The 19241-nt window shown below is 33.8% G+C and carries 20 protein-coding genes; 13 read left to right on the top strand and 7 right to left on the bottom strand.

Annotated features, from left to right (window positions below):
- Window positions 1-14: 14 nt before the first annotated feature.
- Window positions 15-458, top strand: coding sequence for a nucleoside deaminase (locus QLS65_RS02805; RefSeq protein WP_282715080.1), 444 nt, complete (start codon window positions 15-17; stop codon window positions 456-458).
- 148 nt (window positions 459-606) lie between these two features.
- Here QLS65_RS02805 and QLS65_RS02800 read toward each other — a convergent pair whose 3' ends face one another.
- Complete coding sequence (locus QLS65_RS02800) at window positions 607-2151, bottom strand: Rne/Rng family ribonuclease (protein WP_282710914.1); 1545 nt, start codon at window positions 2149-2151, stop codon at window positions 607-609.
- A gap of 316 nt (window positions 2152-2467) precedes the next feature.
- Window positions 2468-2758 (bottom strand): HU family DNA-binding protein, encoded by a 291-nt coding sequence (locus tag QLS65_RS02795; protein WP_066080765.1) that lies wholly within the window; start codon window positions 2756-2758, stop codon window positions 2468-2470.
- Between the two features lie 133 nt (window positions 2759-2891).
- Here QLS65_RS02795 and mutY point away from each other — a divergent pair, with 133 nt between their 5' ends.
- The 4 genes from mutY to gldD are packed head-to-tail and all read left to right on the top strand — an operon-like array spanning window position 2892 to window position 6303.
- Window positions 2892-3929, top strand: a complete 1038-nt coding sequence (gene mutY / locus QLS65_RS02790; RefSeq protein ID WP_282715077.1) for an A/G-specific adenine glycosylase — start codon at window positions 2892-2894, stop codon at window positions 3927-3929.
- A 44-nt stretch (window positions 3930-3973) separates the two neighbouring features.
- The gene (locus tag QLS65_RS02785; RefSeq protein ID WP_282710911.1) at window positions 3974-4414 is read left to right on the top strand and encodes a single-stranded DNA-binding protein; all 441 of its coding nucleotides are present in this window, start codon (window positions 3974-3976) and stop codon (window positions 4412-4414) included.
- A 23-nt stretch (window positions 4415-4437) separates the two neighbouring features.
- The gene (locus QLS65_RS02780; RefSeq protein WP_282710910.1) at window positions 4438-5733 is read left to right on the top strand and encodes a gliding motility-associated protein GldE; all 1296 of its coding nucleotides are present in this window, start codon (window positions 4438-4440) and stop codon (window positions 5731-5733) included.
- Window positions 5734-5739: 6 nt separating this feature from the next.
- Window positions 5740-6303 carry a gliding motility lipoprotein GldD gene (gene gldD / locus QLS65_RS02775; protein ID WP_121342914.1) on the top strand — a complete coding sequence of 188 codons (564 nt, stop codon included), beginning with the start codon at window positions 5740-5742 and terminating at the stop codon, window positions 6301-6303.
- 62 nt (window positions 6304-6365) lie between these two features.
- On the opposite strand, the gene QLS65_RS02770 is transcribed toward gldD, so the two are convergent.
- Entirely contained in the window at window positions 6366-6743 is a 378-nt protein-coding gene (locus QLS65_RS02770; RefSeq protein WP_282715074.1) for a heavy-metal-associated domain-containing protein, read from the bottom strand.
- Window positions 6744-6852: 109 nt separating this feature from the next.
- Between QLS65_RS02770 and QLS65_RS02765 the strand changes: the two genes are divergently transcribed.
- A complete protein-coding gene (locus tag QLS65_RS02765) occupies window positions 6853-7719 on the top strand; it encodes a DMT family transporter (RefSeq protein ID WP_282715072.1) in 867 nt (288 codons plus the stop codon).
- 127 nt (window positions 7720-7846) lie between these two features.
- Here the strand turns inward: QLS65_RS02765 and QLS65_RS02760 are convergent, their stop codons facing one another.
- Window positions 7847-9895 (bottom strand): M16 family metallopeptidase, encoded by a 2049-nt coding sequence (locus QLS65_RS02760; protein WP_282715069.1) that lies wholly within the window; start codon window positions 9893-9895, stop codon window positions 7847-7849.
- Window positions 9896-9908: 13 nt separating this feature from the next.
- Window positions 9909-11234 (bottom strand): M16 family metallopeptidase, encoded by a 1326-nt coding sequence (locus QLS65_RS02755; RefSeq protein WP_121342911.1) that lies wholly within the window; start codon window positions 11232-11234, stop codon window positions 9909-9911.
- 233 nt (window positions 11235-11467) lie between these two features.
- On the opposite strand from QLS65_RS02755, the gene rplU reads away from it, so the two are divergent.
- Both rplU and rpmA read left to right on the top strand, forming a co-directional pair.
- Window positions 11468-11890 (top strand): 50S ribosomal protein L21, encoded by a 423-nt coding sequence (gene rplU / locus QLS65_RS02750; protein WP_121342910.1) that lies wholly within the window; start codon window positions 11468-11470, stop codon window positions 11888-11890.
- 23 nt (window positions 11891-11913) lie between these two features.
- Window positions 11914-12180 (top strand): 50S ribosomal protein L27, encoded by a 267-nt coding sequence (gene rpmA, locus QLS65_RS02745; protein ID WP_086453627.1) that lies wholly within the window; start codon window positions 11914-11916, stop codon window positions 12178-12180.
- Between the two features lie 78 nt (window positions 12181-12258).
- Here the strand turns inward: rpmA and QLS65_RS02740 are convergent, their stop codons facing one another.
- Window positions 12259-12858 (bottom strand): hypothetical protein, encoded by a 600-nt coding sequence (locus QLS65_RS02740; RefSeq protein ID WP_233550036.1) that lies wholly within the window; start codon window positions 12856-12858, stop codon window positions 12259-12261.
- 198 nt (window positions 12859-13056) lie between these two features.
- Complete coding sequence (gene ahcY / locus QLS65_RS02735; protein WP_282715067.1) at window positions 13057-14373, bottom strand: adenosylhomocysteinase; 1317 nt, start codon at window positions 14371-14373, stop codon at window positions 13057-13059.
- Between the two features lie 283 nt (window positions 14374-14656).
- On the opposite strand from ahcY, the gene QLS65_RS02730 reads away from it, so the two are divergent.
- The 5 genes from QLS65_RS02730 to arfB are packed head-to-tail and all read left to right on the top strand — an operon-like array spanning window position 14657 to window position 19194.
- On the top strand, window positions 14657-15298 hold the full coding sequence (locus tag QLS65_RS02730; protein WP_282715751.1) for a 4'-phosphopantetheinyl transferase family protein: 642 nt from the start codon (window positions 14657-14659) through the stop codon (window positions 15296-15298).
- A 19-nt stretch (window positions 15299-15317) separates the two neighbouring features.
- Entirely contained in the window at window positions 15318-16034 is a 717-nt protein-coding gene (locus QLS65_RS02725; RefSeq protein WP_282715065.1) for a phosphoglycerol geranylgeranyltransferase, read from the top strand.
- 13 nt (window positions 16035-16047) lie between these two features.
- Window positions 16048-16677: a nicotinamide riboside transporter PnuC gene (pnuC, locus tag QLS65_RS02720; RefSeq protein ID WP_282715063.1), complete on the top strand. Its 630-nt coding sequence runs from the start codon at window positions 16048-16050 to the stop codon at window positions 16675-16677.
- Complete coding sequence (locus QLS65_RS02715; RefSeq protein ID WP_282715061.1) at window positions 16632-18752, top strand: DUF4301 family protein; 2121 nt, start codon at window positions 16632-16634, stop codon at window positions 18750-18752. Before pnuC ends, QLS65_RS02715 begins: the two co-directional genes overlap by 46 nt.
- Window positions 18753-18792: 40 nt before the next feature.
- The gene (gene arfB / locus QLS65_RS02710; protein WP_282715059.1) at window positions 18793-19194 is read left to right on the top strand and encodes an alternative ribosome rescue aminoacyl-tRNA hydrolase ArfB; all 402 of its coding nucleotides are present in this window, start codon (window positions 18793-18795) and stop codon (window positions 19192-19194) included.
- Window positions 19195-19241: the final 47 nt, after the last annotated feature.

The following is a 19241-nucleotide window of genomic DNA, read 5'->3' as shown; positions in this document are numbered from 1 at the left end:
TTATTTTTGTAGTTATGATAAATCCTTTCACCGACGAATATTTTATGAAAAAAGCTTTGCAGGAAGCCGAAATGGCTTTCGAAAAAGGCGAAATTCCTGTTGGTGCTATTGTTGTAATTGACAATAAAGTCATTGCCAGAGGTCATAATCTTACAGAAATGCTGGTTGATGTTACGGCTCATGCCGAAATGCAGGCTATTACTGCAGCAGCGAATTATCTTGGCGGTAAATATTTAATTGGTTGCACGCTTTATGTCACACTGGAACCTTGCCAGATGTGCGCCGGTGCTTTATATTGGAGTCAGATTTCTAAAATTGTTTTTGGCGCTAGCGATGAAAATCGGGGTTTTGTAAAAATGGGAACACAATTGCATCCTAAAACTACTGTTGTTTCTGGAATTCTGGCAAATGAAGCTTCGGAGTTGATGAAGCGATTTTTTGTGGAAAGAAGAAAATAATTCTGTTTACTTAAAGGTACTAGCCCGGATAGCAGTAGAAATCCTTTTCTTTTTTTCTTTAAAAAAGAAAAGATTGTAACGGATAGCTGGATTAGCTCCTGAAAAAAGAGCAAAAAAAAACTCCCCAATTTCTTGAGGAGTTATTTATTTATTCTATGACAGCATTTTCTTTTTTGTCGTAGAAATGATATTCTAAATACGTGTAAGCATCACGAGGTATAATTTTCACCCATTTTTTATGTTCAAGAAACCATTTTGAACGTAATGATGGAAAACCTTTGGTAAGGTATGCGGCCACAAAAGGATGTACATTAAGCACAACATCTTTGTGGTTTTTTAATACTCTTTCCAGATCAAAAGCAATTTTATCAATGATTTGAATTGGCGCTTCAATTTCGCCACTTTCATTGTTTGGATCTTCTTCTCTAGTTTTAATATTTACTTCTGGTCTTACTCTTTGTCTTGTAATTTGAACTAATCCAAATTTACTAGGAGGCAAGATCTTGTGTTTAGCTTTATCGTCGCTCATTTCTTCTTTCAAGAAATCGAACAACACTTTACGATTTTCAGGATTTGACATATCGATAAAATCAACTACGATGATTCCGCCCATATCACGAAGACGTAATTGTCTTGCGATTTCGGCAGCTGCAATCATATTGACTTCCATGGCGGTATCTTCCTGGTTGGTAGCTTTATTAGAACGGTTTCCGCTGTTTACGTCTATAACGTGCAAAGCTTCAGTGTGTTCGATAATAAGATAAGCTCCTTTACTCATGGATACTGTTTTTCCAAAAGAAGTTTTGATTTGTCTCTCTATGTTGTATTTCTCAAAAATAGGCGTGTCTTTTGATTGATAAAACTTAACAATTGATTGTTTGGATGGTGCAATTTCTTGCAAATAATCCTTTGTTTGGTTGTACAACTCTTCATCATCAATCTGAATACCGCTGAAGGTATCATTAAATACATCTCTTAATATCGAAGAGGCTCTGTTGAGTTCTCCTAATACTTTGGACGGATGATGAGCAGTTGGTAATTTTTTACACATTGCAGTCCATCTGCTGAGCAGGTTCTGCAAATCTTTTTCTAATTCGGCTGTATTTTTGCCTTCGGCTACTGTGCGAACAATAACACCAAATCCTTTTGGTTTGATGGATTGTACTAATCGTTTCAAGCGTTCTTTTTCTTTTTTGTCTTCTATTTTTTGTGAAATAGAAACGCGGTCAGAAAAGGGAACCAAAACTATAAATCTTCCGGCAAGAGAAAGCTCAGCGCTAATTCTTGGTCCTTTTGTAGATATAGGTTCTTTGACGACTTGTACTAAAACAGATTGATTGGCACTTAATATATCAGTGATAGTACCATCTTTATCTATTTCTTTTTCAAACTGAAAGGTTTTTAGGGAGAAATCTTTTAATTTACCTGTGCTTACAAGTTTTATGAATTTCAGTTGGGAAGATAAGTTAGGACCTAAATCGTGATAATGTAAAAAGGCATCTTTTTCGAAGCCTACATTTACAAAAGCAGCGTTCAATCCGGCAACTGGTTTCCTGATTTTGGCAATAAAAATATCACCAACCTGGAAGTTGCTTTTTTCTTCTTCTTTGTGTAATTCAATTAGTTTTCCATCTTTTAATAAGGCAAAATCTACGGCTTCAGAACTAGATCTAATGATTAATTCTTTATTCACACTGTAAATTTTTTATCTATTCGCCAAGGCGAACAAATGGATTAAACAATATTTTAACAGGTATTGAACCCGGGGAAAATTAGCTGGCAGTTTGCAGTGGTAAGTACGCAGTTAACTGAATACTAAAAACTGAATACTGATTACTAATTCTCAATTTCAATGAACGTTTAAAAAGAAAAAAGTAGTTTAAAACTACTTTTTCTTTTTGTGACGGTTAGCTCTCGCTCTTTTCTTGCGTTTGTGCGTTGCTACCTTATGTCTCTTTCTTTTTTTACCACTTGGCATATCTTGTAGATTTTATGATTAATTAATATTGTTATTTTGCTTCGTTATTTGTTTTCACTCCTTCTACAAATACTTTTGCAGGTTTAAATGCAGGAATGTTGTGTGCAGGAATTTTTATTGTTGTATTCTTAGAAATATTTCTTCCTGTTTTCTCAGCTCTAGTCTTCACTATAAAACTTCCAAAACCTCTTAAATAAACATTGTCTCCAGTTTCTAATGAATTTTTTACTTCATTCATAAAAGTCTCTACAGTTGCCTGTACATCTCCTTTTTCAAGACCTAATTTTTCTGAAATTTTTGCTACGATATCTGCTTTCGTCATTTTCTTTCCTATTTATAATGTTGTACTATTTTTTTGAGTTTGCAAATATAGGAATTTAAAAAACAATTATTCAAGCTAATTCATTAAATTTTAATCACATAAACTTTTACTTTTGCTAACAAATAATTAAAACATGATTTTTTCTAACTTGCTAATACAATGGTATTTACAAAATAAACGCGATTTGCCATGGAGGAATACCACTAATCCATACCCTATTTGGCTCTCTGAAATCATGTTACAACAGACGCGTGTTGCACAAGGAATGCCTTATTTTTTATCTTTTACAACCGCTTTTCCTACCGTTTTTGATTTGGCGAAAGCCAATGAAGAACAAGTTTTGAAACTTTGGCAGGGATTAGGATATTATTCCAGAGCTCGAAACTTACATAAAACAGCACAGCATATCGCTTTTGATTTATCGGGAGTTTTCCCAGGAACTTATAATGACTTATTGAAATTAAAAGGAGTAGGAGAATATACAGCAGCGGCGATTGCTTCTTTCTCCTATAATGAAGTCGTTCCGGTGGTTGATGGGAACGTGTTCCGGGTTTTGTCCCGTTATTTCGACATGGATACGGATATTGCTCAGGCTTCCGCCAAAAAAAAATTCGCTGCTTTGGCTTTCGAACTCATGCCAAAAGATAATCCGGCAACGTTCAATCAAGCGATTATGGAGTTTGGTGCGTTGCAATGTGTTCCTAAAAGTCCAAATTGCGGCATTTGTGTTTTTAACGAAAGTTGCGCCGCTTTGCAAAAAAACAAAGTCGATCAGTTGCCTGTAAAGTCCAAAAAACTAAAAGTTAGGAACCGATATTTTAATTATTTGGTTCTTGAAGACGAAACGGGAAATACAATTATCCAGAAACGAACGGACAAAGGAATTTGGCACAACTTATATGAATTCCCTTTGATAGAAACCGATGCGACAGAAGATTTTGATAGTGTTGTTGCTATGGTTCAAAAGGATTTTGGCAACCAATACGAAATTATAAGCATGTTAGAATACAACGAAAAAAGCATCATTCATAAATTGTCACACCAGCATTTGCATATCAAGTTTTGGAAAGTATCTGTAAAAGGAACAATTGAAAACGGAATTGATGGAGAAACTTTGAAGACTTTTCCTTTCCCAATTGTGATTCATAATTTTATTGAAAAGGATTTATAGAGTTTCTAAAAAAATGTATCTTTGATAAAATACCATATTCTAAAATGAACGGAACATTAAATAAGGTTATGCTAATTGGTTTTCTTGGTGATGATGTCAAAATGCATTATTTCGACGGTGGCAACTGTATCGGAAGATTTCAGTTGGCAACAAACGAAGTGTATATAAACAAAACTACCAATGAAAAAATCACTTCTACAGAGTGGCATAATTTGGTAGTACGCAATAAAGCGGCTGAACTTTGTGAAAAATACCTTTCTAAAGGAGATAAAATATATGTGGAAGGGCGCATAAAGTCCCGTCAATGGCAATCAGAGGATGGAAGTACAAAACACACCACCGAAATTCAGGTAACCGAATTCACTTTTCTTTCCACAAAAAAAGACAGTGAAAACAACAAACAAATTCCTGTAGCTGATGTCGCCAAAAACACTAATTTTGATACGGAAAATAATGTCTTGCCTATTAATGACCTGCCATTTTGATTGTTTAATTAATCTTAACTAGTTTGGACCCAGAGCCCAGTTTATTTTTTTCTTACGCTATTGATGCTAATATAGTATTTGGCTTTACAGGAATTGCCATTTTGCTGTTTTGTTCAGCATTAATCTCAGGCGCTGAAGTAGCCTTGTTTTCGTTGTCACAAAAAGACATCGATGAAACGGTACAAGAAAATAATTCTAAAGGCAAAATTATTTCGGAACTTTTAGAAAAACCAAAAAAACTGGTAGCGACACTTCTTGTTGCTAATAATTTCATTAATATTTCCATAGTATTATTGTTTTCATTTGTTGGAAAAACAATTTTTTCCGGAGTAACAGCACCACTTTTAAAATTTATTCTGGAAGTAGTGACCGCAGCCTTTTTAATTTTATTATTCGGTCAGGTCTTGCCAAAAGTATATGCTAGCAGAAACAATACAAAATTTGCTAAACTGATTGTCTATCCAATTGCTTTTTTGGACAAATTGCTTTCGCCAATAAGTTTGCCCATGCGCGCAGCCACGATTTATTTGCACAATAAATTAGGAAAGCAAAAAACAAATTTCTCTGTCGATCAATTGTCTCAAGCCTTAGAATTAACCGCTTCGGATGAAACTTCTACCGAAGAACAAAAAATTTTAGAAGGAATAGTAAGTTTTGGAAATACCGATACAAGACAAGTGATGAGTCCCCGAATCGATATTTTCGCTTTAGAAATAGACGAATCTTTTGCTGTTATTTGTCCTAAAATCATAGAAAAAGGATATTCCAGAATTCCCGTGTATCGAGACAATATAGACCAGATAGAGGGCGTTTTGTATGTCAAAGATTTGCTGCCACATATTAATACTAATGAATTTGACTGGAAATCATTGTTGCGGGAACCTTTCTTTGTTCCGGAGAATAAAAAACTGGACAATTTGCTAAAAGATTTCCAGAGTATGAAAAGCCATCTTGCAATTGTAGTCGATGAATATGGAGGAACGTCAGGTTTAGTGTCGCTTGAAGATGTGATCGAAGAAATAGTAGGGGATATCAGTGATGAATTTGACGATGAGAATATTAATTTCTCCCAAATTGACGATAGAAATTACCTTTTTGAAGGAAAAATAAACCTCAAGGATTTTTACAGAATAATTGATGTAGACGAGGAATTATTCGAAATCAAAAAAGGAGAAGCTGAAACCCTGGCTGGGTTTATTCTTGAAATTTTGGGAAATTTTCCAAAAAAAAATCAAAAAATTTCATTCGAAAATTGTCTGTTTACAGTAGAAGCTGTGGATCAAAAAAGGGTGAAACAAATAAAAGTAACAATTGAATAAGTAAAAATGTTAAAAAAAATAATCGCTTTTTCGGCAATAATTGCAGTCTCATTCTTGAGTTTTAGTTGTAAAGATGATGTCTTGCCAAAACCTTCAAGCTATTTGCGATTGGATTATCCGGAAGCCAAATATGTGAATTTTCAAAACGAATGCCCTTTTGCTTTCGAAATGAATTCAGATGCAGTTATTAAAAAAGAGGCCGATTGTAGTTTTACGATTACGTATCCAAAAATGAAAGCGACTATTTATCTTACCTATAAGCCAGTGGCGAAAAATATTAATGAACTGTTGCGTGATGCACAAACATTGACTTATAAACACGTGATAAAAGCGGATGATATATTAGAACAACCGTATTTGAATTCAGACAAAAAGGTTTATGGAATGTTTTATCAGGTAGAAGGAAATGCGGCAACTAATTCCCAGTTTTACGCTACGGACAGCACCAAACATTTTGTAACAGGTTCTGTTTATTTCTATGCAAAACCCAATTATGATTCCATTATGCCAGCGGCAAGTTATATCAAAAATGACATGCAGCGACTGCTGGAAACCTTGAAATGGAAATAGTATTGTATAAAAAAAGCATTCGCCAGTAACGAATGCTTTTTTTGTGAAATGTAAAAGTCAATTTATGACTTCATATTCGAAACTTTATATGTTTTCCCGTCAGCGGCGGCTTCGACAACTTTAGTCAATTTTTCTGGAGTTTGAACCGTTTTGTCAAAAGTTACGGTGGCTAATTTTGTGTCAAAATCTACCGTTGCTTTTTGAACACCATCCAGTCCGGTTAAATCTTCTTGAATCGTTTTGGCACAACCTATAGCGCAAGTCATTCCTTCTACAGAAAAACTCGCTGTTTGAAGATTGGCAGCTGCGATTTCTTTTTTAACTTTTGGAGATGCTGTTTCAGTAATTTCTTTCGAAACTATTTCAGTTGATTTTTCTTTACAGCCTACAAATAAAACACTTGTAAGTAGTAGTGTTACGATTGATTTTTTGAAATTCATTATAATGTAAATTTTAAAGATTAAAAGCGTGTTTCTGAGTTGCAAAATTAATTAAAAAAAGGAGGAGTAATTCATAAAATAATTACAATTTTGGGGCAAAATAATCTTTATGGAATCGAAGCAGTTAAAATGGGTGTATTTGATGGTTCTTGCCTTGGTTTGGGGAAGTTCATTTATATTAATAAAAAAAGGACTTATTGGTTTAACAGCTTTACAATTGGGATCGTTGCGAATTATTTTTGCAGCTGTTTTTTTAGTGCTGATAGGATTTAAAAGTTTATCCAAAATTCCGGCGTACAAGTGGAAATATATTGCCTTGACTTCCATGTTCGGGACATTTATACCAGCGTATCTGTTTGCGATTGCACAGACGGAAATTGACAGTTCCGTGAGTTCTATTTTGAATTCTCTGACTCCTTTGAATACATTGATTTTAGGAGCTTTGGTTTTTGGATTACAATTCAAAAGGAATCAGATTTTTGGAATTCTAATTGGTTTAATAGGAAGTGCTTTGTTGATTTTGAATGGTGCTATTCATCATCCGGAACAAAATTATTATTATGCTATTTTGGTTTTAATAGCGTCAATATGTTATGCTGTCAATGTGAATCTGATTAAGAAATATTTGCATGATTTGAGTCCGTTGAGTATCACTACCGGTAATTTTATGGTGTTGTTTTTCCCGGCATTCATCATCTTGTTTTTCTCTGGTTTCTTTGAAGTGGTACATGATGTAAAAGTGCAGGAATCCGTTTTGTTTATCATGGTTCTTGGAGTTGTAGGAACTGGAATTGCAAATATTCTGTTCTTTAAACTTATCCAAATGTCCTCACCGGTTTTTGCTACATCAGTAACGTATTTGATTCCTGTTGTTGCTTTTTGTTGGGGATTATTAGACAATGAAATGCTTACATCGGTTCAGTTTTTCGGTGCCTTTATTATTCTAATCGGAGTGTATTTATCGGCTAAGAAATAGTGTTCAGTATCCAGTGTTCAGTTCGAAAAAGATAGATTCAGGTGAACAACAATATAGATTCGGAAACTTTATAAAACAATAAAGGCTGCCTAAAAAGACAGCCTTTATTCACTAATTCAAGTTTTGATTATTGAAAATCAGCATCTGAAACACCTTCGTTGATTTTTACATCAGACATTTTAATGTCCAGTTCAAATCCTACATTTTGAATGATGTTAAAAGGAATCTTAACTCCTTTTACATCCTTGTAATCTCCATAATTTGTAGTTTGTGTTATGGTTTTACCGCCTTGTTCTATTACTTTAGATTCAGCCAGTTTTAATCCTGAAGTCACATCATAATAGAATGTTGTTTTTCCATTTTTTACAGCATAAGCCTCTTTTCCGTTGATTGTTTCAATACCGCCCAATACCAATCCTTCTTTTTTAGAAAGCAATAATTCTTCAAAAGTAGTTGCGCTAGCTTTCATGTCAGTAAGCATTGTTCCTTCGATGTTTTGGCGTTGCCCTTGTTGCATTACGTAAGCTCCTTTTTCATTTACCACCTGTTTCATCAGGCTCATGGTCCCCATCGCTAATTCAACCATTAATTTTCCTTTAGCATCTATCTTAGAAGTAAAACTTAAAGGAGAAGGTGCTTGTGGAATAGTAGTTGTTCCGTTCATTACAATCGTTTTTACAGCAGAAACCGCTTTTTCACCGCCAATAGCTTTGATGTAATTATCAATAACGCTTTTCGCAGTTACGCCAGCAGGAATGTCTTTTTTGAAAACTGGTTTTTCCAATGGATTACCGTATTTGTCAAAATAAAACATTGGAATTTTTAGTTTTTCCAAAGCTGGAATTACTTCCGATCCTTTTCCGGCAATAATGATTCGTTTGTTGTCTAAAAGGAAATATTTGTTGGCTGCACGAAGTACATCATCAGCAGTTACCGCATTGATCGTTTTGATGTAGTTTTCATAAAAATCTTTTGGAAGATCTTCCGTCTCAATATTCAATGCATATCGTGCGATTGATTGTGGTTTTTCTACCTGCATAACAAATCGTCCTATGTAGCCGGCTTTAGTGTCACTCAGTAATTCTTCGCTTACTTTTTCGGTACGTATTTTTTTGATTTCTTTGATAAATTCAACTACTGCACTATCAGTAACTACGTTTCTTACGGCCGAAGTCGATCTTAATTTAGTCACGTATTTTCCGCTTCCTATTACAGAACTGGCACCGTAGGTCCAAGCGTGTTTTTCTCTTAAATTCATATTAAGGTAACTGTTGAAGTCACCACCAAGAATAGAAGTCGCAATTACAGCAGGAAAGAAATCCGGATCACTCATTTTTAAATTCACTGTATTCACTAATGAAATCTCCGATTGTACTGCATTGGGAACATCAACAAAATTGATTTGAGTGAAAGGTACATTCTCCGGTGCTGCGTACGTCAGTTTTGGCCTGCTTCTTTTTTGCCATGACCCGAATAGTTTCTCTACAATTGGTTTTACTTCTTTGTATTTAATGTCTCCAATAATTACCAAATAAGCGTTTTCGGGAACAAAATAATTAGTGTAATTGGCTTGAATGTCTGCAAGAGTTACGTTTTTAATCGTCTCTTCGGTCATGTATTCTCCTGATGGGTGGTTCTTTCCAAAAGCAAGTGCGTCAACAACTCTGTTTGCAATTGCAGGAACACTTTTTTCCTGAGATTTAAGCCCTTCCAGTAATTTTGCTTTCTCTTTGTCGAATTCTTCTTGAGTGAAATTTGGGTGTAAAGCTCCTTCGGCCATCAATTCCAAAATTCGTTTAGAATATTTAGAAAGAGTGCTTGCGTAAGCGCCTTGAGAATTAAAATTAAGATCAGCTCCCAGAAAATCAATCTCTTCATTAAAAGCATCTTTTGCTAATTTTTTACTTCCGTTTCCTATCATGCTACTCGTTAAGTCATCAACTCCTTTTTTATTGCCTTCGGCATAAGGAGCATTGTCTAATGAAAGACTGAAGCTAACTTTTGGCAGCTTGTGATTTTCAACAATCATAACCTTCAAGCCATTTGACATAACAAAAGTTTGTGGTTTTTTGATGTTTACTACTGGTGAAGCTCCAGGTTTTGGTTGTGTGCGATCTTGTGCCTGCATAATTCCTGTTACCAACAAAATGAATAATAATATATTTGTTTTTTTCATGATTTAGAATGTCTTAGTTTTTAGCCTGTTCTGTAGAAGGAATATAATCCAAAAGCAATCTTTGGTTTGGATTCAAATATTTTTTCGCTACGTCTCTAATTTCCTCACGAGTGATAGAATGTAAAAGCTCTATTTCGGTGTTGATTAAATTGATATCGCCGTAAAGCATATAATAGGTTGCTAAATTTTCAGCAATTCCCTCTACATTTGAATTGGCATTCACGAAATTATTGTCAAATTTATTTTGTAATTTTTGGAAGTCTTTCTCCGAAATCAATTCAGTTTGAATTTTTACAATTTCTTCGTCAATTTCTTTTAATACATCAGCAGCTGTATTAGTTCCCATTGGCAAACCATACAAAATATACATTCCGTAATCTTCCTGACTAAAACCAACGGCACCTATTTGCAATGCCATTTTTTTATCATCAACGATTTTTTTGTACAATTTTGAACTTTTCCCATCACTTAAGTAGGAAGAGATGAAATCCAAAACTCTGGCATCTCTTGTTTTCATTGATGGTGTTCTGTACGAAGCAACTAACATTGGAATCTGGATGTTAGCGTCCTGATAGGTTGCTTTTATCGTTTGAGTGATTGGCTCTTCAACAAAAGTTTGTTTCGTTACAGCAGTTCCTTTTTTTATTGGTCCAAAATATTTCTGAATCCATTCTTTGGCCTGATTTTTTTCGAAATCACCGGCGACAACTAAAACAGCGTTATTTGGAATGTAGAATTTTTTATTAAATGCCTGAAATTCCTCTAAGGTTGCAGCATCCAAATCTTTCATTGAACCAATAGTGTTCCATCGATACGGATGTTTCTTGAACATATTTTCTTTTACAACCGTAAGGATATTTCCATAAGGGCGATTGTCAAAACTGGTTCTTTTCTCCTCTTTTACAACTTCATTTTGTGTGTCAACACCAATTTGGTTTATTACAGGATGCATCAATCTTTCGGATTCCATCCAAAGTGCTAATTCTAAATTATTAGAAGGAAATACTTCGTAATAATACGTTCGGTCATCCGAAGTGTTCGCATTGTTCGTGCCTCCGTTTGAACTTACAATTTTCATCCATTCACCACGTTTTATGTTTTCAGTTCCTTCAAATAATAAATGTTCAAAGAAATGGGCAAAACCAGTTCGATCCGGTTTCTCGTCTTTGGAGCCCACATGATACATCACAGAAGTGACAACTACAGGAGCAGAAGGATCGTTATGTAAAATGACATGCATGCCATTGTCTAAATTATATTCTTCGAAAACTACTTTTTGAGCCGAAGCTACTCCACCAAGCATGAGCGCTGTACTTAAGGCCATTATTGATTTTTTCATAATTAGATTAATAATTTTTATTTTCTATTAGTAACGGAAAAAGGGGTATTGTTACATCAAAAATACTACGGAATAAAACTTTAACAACTGTTCATTTGATTTTTTTATCAAACAGCTTCAAAAGTATGATAAATCAGGGTGTTAGGTGTAGTAAATATTTTTTGTTTTACTAATTGCAGGTTAAATATTTAATTGTATATTTGCAACCTTAAAAATTATTAAAACAATTCAGTATGTATGCAATCGTAGAGATAGCAGGGCAACAGTTCAAAGTAAGCAAAGACTTAAAGGTTTATGTTCACCGTTTGACTAATGAAGAAGGTTCAAAAGTTTCTTTTGACAAAGTTCTTTTATTAGATGATAACGGAACAATCACTTTAGGCGCCCCAGCTATAGAAGGTGCTTCAGTAGAAGCTAAAGTGTTACAACACTTAAAAGGAGATAAAGTTATCGTTTTCAAAAAGAAAAGAAGAAAAGGATATAAAAAGAGAAACGGTCACAGACAATATCTTACTCAAATTGTAATTGAAGGTATTACTGGTGTTGGTGCAAAGAAAGCAGCTCCTAAAAAAGCAGCAGTTGAAGCAACTACAGAAGAAGTTGAAGCTCCAAAGAAAAAGGTAGCTAAAGCTAAAAAAGAAGACACAAAAGAATAATAACAAAATAAAACTAATACGTCATGGCTCACAAGAAAGGTGTCGGTAGTTCTAAGAATGGTAGAGAATCAGAATCAAAACGTTTAGGCGTTAAGATATTTGGTGGTCAAGCTGCTATTGCTGGGAACATCATCGTAAGACAAAGAGGTTCAAAACATAATCCAGGTGCAAACGTTTACATTAGTAAAGATCACACACTACACGCAAGAGTAGATGGAGTTGTTTTCTTCCAAAAGAAAAGAGATAACAAATCTTATGTTTCTATCCTTCCATTTGAAGTTGAAGCATAATTGATTTTCTCAATTATTATAAAAACCCATTTCTTTCGAAATGGGTTTTTTTTGCTCTTCACAGTATTTGATTAATAATTATTGCAATTTAAAATAATAAAATACTGGATTTCCACAAACTAATTCTGAAAATCCTTCCTCGGTTTTTTCTCCAATGTAATAAGCTTTTAATTCTCCTGAATTTTCATCTACACTATAATCCCAAATCTCTTTGTTTGAATATAAAAATTCTGTAAAAGAATACGACTCTGGATTTTCGGAAAACTTAATCTTTTCTGTTTTTACTAATTCCCATTTTTTTGAATTACGATACAGTTCGAAAAATAGGATTTCATCTACATTGATAGTAATCATTTTTCCACCTAAGCCGTCTTCTCGGATAGCCCAGTTTCCCTCTTTAGAAACCCATTTCCAATCTCCAAGTAATCTATTGAGCTTATTATTTCTAATAATTGATTTTAATGAATCTGCTTTTTTTATAGCAATTTGAGCAATTTCAGATTTTGCATTCATGTCGTAGACTAATAAGAATTCTCGGATAGCTACTGTATGATTGCCGTTTTCAAGGGTGTTTTTTGCTGATTCAAAATTTTCTTTTTGATATTGATTCCGAATAGCGTCTTGTGACCAAATCTGTATAGACATGAATAATAATAAGTTGGATAAATATTTTTTCATACTGTTAGAAAATGTTTATTTACTACAATTGTAAATTGTTAATTCGAAAAATCTGGGATACAACTATAAGACTAATTCATACATCTTGTACGTTGTTATAAAAGCCAATTTAAAACAAAAAACCCTTGCAGCAATGCAAAGGTTTCTTTATGAATAATTTTAGCTAATTACTAATCACTAAGGACTAATTACTAAAATCTAGTATCTGTAATATTCTGGTTTGAATGGACCTTCAACAGGAACACCAATATAATCAGCTTGATCAACACGTAAAGTCTCTAATTCTACACCTAGTTTAGCCAAGTGCAACATTGCTACTTTCTCATCCAAATGTTTTGGTAACATGTAAACGTCATTGTTGTATGCCGCGCTGTTTTTCCATAATTCGATTTGAGCCAAAGTTTGATTTGTAAATGAGTTACTCATTACAAAACTTGGGTGACCAGTAGCACAACCAAGGTTTACTAAACGACCTTCTGCAAGGATAAGAATGTCTTTTCCAGCGATAGTGTATTTATCAACTTGTGGTTTGATTTCAATTTTTGATGCACCGTGGTTTTCGTTCAACCAAGCCATATCAATTTCGTTATCAAAATGTCCGATGTTACAAACGATAGTTTTGTCTTTCATTTTTTCGAAATGAGAACCCAAAACGATATCTTTATTTCCAGTAGTAGTAATGATAATATCAGCAGTAGCGATAACAGTATCTAATTTTTTTACTTCAAAACCGTCCATTGCAGCTTGTAAAGCACAAATTGGGTCAATTTCAGTAACAGTAACAATAGAACCTGCACCTCTAAAAGAAGCAGCGGTTCCTTTACCTACGTCACCGTACCCACAAACGATTACTCTTTTTGCAGCAAGCATAATGTCAGTTGCACGACGTACCGCATCAACAGCCGATTCTTTGCAACCGTATTTGTTATCAAATTTCGATTTAGTAACTGAGTCATTCACATTGATAGCAGGCATTGGCAATGTTCCCGCTTTTACTCTTTCGTACAATCTGTGAACACCTGTTGTAGTTTCCTCAGATAATCCTTTGATTCCAGAAACCAATTCCGGGTAACGGTCAATAACCATATTAGTCAAATCTCCACCGTCATCAAGAATCATGTTCAATGGTTTTCTATCTTCACCAAAGAATAAAGTTTGCTCAATACACCAGTCAAAATCTTCCTCGTTCAAACCTTTCCAAGCATAAACTTGAATTCCTGCAGCAGCAATTGCAGCAGCAGCTTGATCTTGAGTAGAGAAAATGTTACAAGAACTCCAAGTAACTTCAGCACCAAGAGCGATTAAAGTTTCAATCAAAACCGCAGTTTGGATTGTCATGTGCAAACATCCTGCAATACGAGCACCAGCAAGTGGTTGTTCGTTTTTGTATTCAGCACGAAGCGCCATTAAACCTGGCATTTCAGCTTCTGCTAGTTCAATTTCTTTTCTTCCCCAAGCCGCTAGAGAAATGTCTTTAACTTTGAAAGCCACAAAAGGCATAGTTGTAGTACTCATTTATAGTATATTTGTAATTACTTCGTCCGTTCGCCTTTAGGCTCGGGCGTAAATTTTTTTGCAAATTTACGTAATAACTTTAGAATTTAACTGTTTTCTAAAAGATTTATGAATTGTTTAATTCGCTAATCTTTTGAACATTAACTAAATAATTTATTTAAGCTGAACTTGTTTCAGTTTCTGGAGCTATTTCCCGTTATTCGCTATATCTTTTTACACGCAAAAAAAGCGTGAAAAAAGGATGCCGCTACTACCGGGGCTAAAAAACCAAGAACACAATACGATGCCACTTTACAAAACGATACATTTCTCCCGAAGCGTCGGTACCACTACTCAAATCCTCGTTTGGAAAGTAACTGAATCCTATGCGGAATTATTAGAACAAGTCGTCTTAAACGACAGCAATCGCCTCCGCCTCGACGGAATGAAATCTGAAATGCACCAACGTGCCTTTCTGAGTGTTCGCAAGTTATTACATGAAACGGGCCACACCGATTTAGATTTGTATTATGACGAATTCGGGAAGCCACATCTACATGGAGAGAACCATATTTCCATAACACATTCCCATAATTTTTCGGCAATTATCATCAGTGACGAAACCGTAGGAATCGATATCGAATTGCAGCGAGACAAAATCCTCCGAATCGCCGATAAATTCTGTGACTCCGAATTTCAATTTTTTGATAAGGACAGTGAAGAATACATTCGAAAATTAACAGTAATTTGGGGTGCCAAAGAAGCCATTTTCAAAATTAGAAACGAAAAAGGAATCAGTTTTAAAGACCATATCAAAGTAAACTCTTTTGAATTAGAAAGTAAACAAACAATCGCTGAACTGCATTTTAATAATTCAATAAAATACTTCAATATTCATTTTGAAGAAATAGAGGATTTTACGTTAGTTTACGCTTTCGAAAATTAGTGAATTAGCGGTAAAACTTATGAAGAACCTATACAGCCAAATAATAAAAGCCAAAACGAATAACAAAAAATTACTCGCTATCCTTCTTGATCCCGACAAATTGGTTTTAGAAAACTGGGATCTTTTAATTTCAAAAATTAACCAATCGCCGGCGTCTCATATTTTCATTGGCGGAAGCCTAGTTACAACTACTATTATTGATGAATTAATTGTGAAAATTAAACAAAACTGCAATCTACCAATCGTTCTTTTCCCAGGAAATCCATCTCAGATTTCAGATAAAGCCGATGCGATTTTATTTTTGTCTTTAATCTCTGGTCGCAATCCAGATTTTCTAATTGAACACCAAGTAAAAGCAGCACCCATTTTAAAACAAACCCAACTCGAAATCATTTCTACGGGTTATATTTTAATTGAAAGTGGAAATGAAACCGCCGTAGAACGTATTAGTAAAACAAAGCCTTTAGATAGAAATAATCTAGATTTAGCATTGGCAACAGCACAAGCGGGAGAAATGTTAGGCAATAAATTGATTTATCTGGAAGCGGGAAGTGGTGCAAAACAAGCTGTTCCCTTGGAAATGATTGAATTAGTTTCTCAAAATATTGAAATTCCGTTACTTGTTGGAGGCGGAATTGTAGATTTGCAAGGAATTCAAAACGCCTATCATGCCGGTGCCGATTTAGTAATTATAGGAACAGCTTTTGAAAACGACATGAATTTTTTTAATCAATAATTTAATTTTTGCAATGATAGAATACTTTTTTTCTCAATACGCGGATTACCCAACCTTAGATATAGTTTTAGAAATTGTAGCAGTCGTTTTTGGTTTATTAAGTGTTTGGTATGCTAAAAAAGACAATATTTTAGTTTTTCCAACGGGATTAGTAAGTACATCTATTTATGTTTATTTGCTTTGGAAATGGACTTTATGGGGCGATATGATGATTAATGGATACTATTTTGTGATGAGTATTTATGGTTGGTACCATTGGACCAGAAAAAAAGAGGATATGGTTGAGTTCCCAATTTCAAAAATATCGAGTTCTGAAAAACGAATTGCGATAATTCTTTTTATATTTACGGTCGCTTTTGTGGTTTCGGTATATCAGTATTTCGAAAAATTCACCACTTGGTATGCTTATGTAGATACATTTATCACAGGAATTTTCTTTGTAGGAATGTGGCTCATGGCCAAAAGGAAAGTAGAAAATTGGGTATTTTGGATTATTGGAGATGTAATTTCAATTCCATTATATTTTTCAAAAGGATTTACTTTTACAAGTTTTCAATACATAGTATTTACAATAGTTGCCATTTTTGGCTATTTAGAATGGAAGAAAATCTCAGACAGCTCTCAAACGGAGTTACAAAAATAATTAAAATTGCTCTATTTGGTCCGGAAAGTACTGGAAAAACCACATTAGCAAAACAACTCGCTGAATATTATAAAACAGAATGGGTTCCTGAATATGCACGAGAATACCTTCAAGAAAAATGGGATGCAAATCAACAGATTTGTGATGTTAACGATATGCTTCCTATTGCTTTTGGGCAAACTAAATTAGAAAATGAAAGTGCTTTAATTGCTAATAACTATCTTTTTTGTGATACTAATTTATTGGTAACCAAAGTTTTTTCGGAGGTGTATTATGATTATTGTGATCCATTATTAGATCAAGCAGCTCGCGAACATGAGTACGACTTGTTTTTTCTTACGGATATTGATGTTCCTTGGGAAAAAGACGATTTAAGAGACCGTCCGGAAGAAAGAGAATCTGTATTTGCAATTTTTAAACAATCTTTAATTGATAATAAAAAACCATTTGTAATTCTTTCAGGAGATAAAAAATTACGACTAAAAAAAGCAGTCGCTATTGTTAATGATTTGACTAAATCTAAAGAAATGGGACTTTCTTCGCTTGATTTTATTCAGATTTATGAAAAAAGAGTTTCGTTAAAAAATATTCAACAACAACTTGGTTTTTTTAGAAACGGAATTACAAAAAGTAATCTGGTTGGACCGGCAACTTTGTTTAATGGTATTTTGAAATTATCAGAAAATGATTTTCGAATAAAAGCAGATTATTTTGATGAAAATAAATCCAGTTTAAAACTGGAAAAATTTGTCCCTGCATCTGGAGCAGCCACTAGAATGTTTAAGTTTTTAATTACTTTTTTGAATGAATTTGATGTTGAAAATGAAAGTATCAACGCCTATATAAACAGAAAAAAAGACACTGAGTTATCTGTTTTTATAGTGGGTTTAGAGAAGTTTCCATTTTTTAAGGCCGTAGATAAAAAACTTAGAGAAGAATTTATTGACTTTGAGCTACTTCATCGAGATTATAAAAATTATTATTTTATAAAATTACTTTTAGCTCCTGATTATTTTGGTTTTTCTAATAAACCAAAAGCAATCTTGCCTTTTCATAGATACAAAACACATATTGTAACTCCTGTTGAGCAACACTTGAATGAGTGTGTTCATTATGCAAATTCAAATTTAAAATCAAACTTGCATTTTACGGTTACTGAATCTCATTTGGCTCAATTTAAAAAGACAATTAGTGCCATTAAAGGCAAGTTGGAAAAAAAGTCAGGGATAGCAATACACGTTAGTTACTCTTGTCAAAATGAGAATACGGATACCCTTGCTGTAGATTTTAAAAACAATCCTTTTAGAGATGAAAACGGAAAGTTGTTTTTTAGGCCGGGTGGACATGGAGCTTTGATAGAAAATTTAAACAATCTTGATGCTGATATTATTTTTATAAAAAATATTGACAACGTAATCCAAAATAATATTGACAAAATTGCTTTGTACAAAAAAGCACTAGCAGGTATTTTATTAGGATTGCAACAGCAAGTGTTTAAGTATTTATATGCAATTGATGCTGAAGAAATTCAGCAAGAAGAAAGTGAAGAAATTTTACTTTTTTTGGAAGAAAAATTAAATATTAGAGTCTCAAACAGTTTTTATGAACTTAGTTTTGAAAATAAAATAATCGAACTTAGAACTATTTTAAACAGGCCTATGAGAGTTTGTGGAATGGTAAAAAATGAAGGCGAAGCTGGTGGAGGTCCTTTTTGGGTAAAAGATGAGTATGGCTCTATTACTTTACAAATTGTTGAGAGTTCGCAAGTAGATTTATCAAATGATAATCAGAGGGGAATCCTTAATGCATCTACGCATTTTAATCCAGTTGATATAGTTTGCGGAATCAAAAATTATAAAAAGGAGAAGTTTGATTTAAATCAGTTTGTGGATCATAACAGTGGCTTTATAGTAGAGAAAACAACTTTTGGAAGGGCTATTAAATCGTATGAATTACCTGGTCTATGGAATGGCGCTATGGCAAAATGGATGACTGTATTTGTTCAAGTGCCTTTGCTTACTTTTAACCCGGTAAAAACAGTAAATGATTTATTAAAACCAGCACATCAGCTGTAATAATTTATGGAAACAGTCCCGAAATTTCGGAAAAACCTAAATGGAAAACGAAAAAATCATATCTGAGTTGAGTTTTAAAGCCGTTCGCAGTAGTGGTGCCGGTGGTCAAAACGTAAATAAAGTTTCTTCAAAAGTGGTGTTGAGTTTTGATTTGAAAAATTCTCAGGCTTTAACCGAAGAAGAAAAATTTTTGGTCGAAACCAAATTGTCTTCAAGGTTAACAACTGATTCTGTTTTAATCTTGAATTGTGATGAAGATCGAAGTCAGTTTAGAAACAAAGAAATTGTAATCAAACGATTTTTGGAACTTATAAAAAATGCGTTGCTTATTCCTAAAGAACGTAAACCTACTAAAATCCCTAAGTCGGTTATTAGAAAGCGAATAAAGGACAAAAAGAACATTTCTGAAATTAAAAAGACACGCAGAAAACCTGATTTTTAAAATTTATTCCAATTCATAATTTATAATTCACAATTTATAATTAGTTT

The organism is Flavobacterium algoritolerans (assembly GCF_030010385.1).
GTDB classification, from domain to species: Bacteria; Bacteroidota; Bacteroidia; order Flavobacteriales; family Flavobacteriaceae; genus Flavobacterium; species Flavobacterium algoritolerans.
The sequence above is the reverse complement of the archived record's forward strand: the minus strand, read 5'-3'. Positions and strand labels throughout refer to the sequence as shown.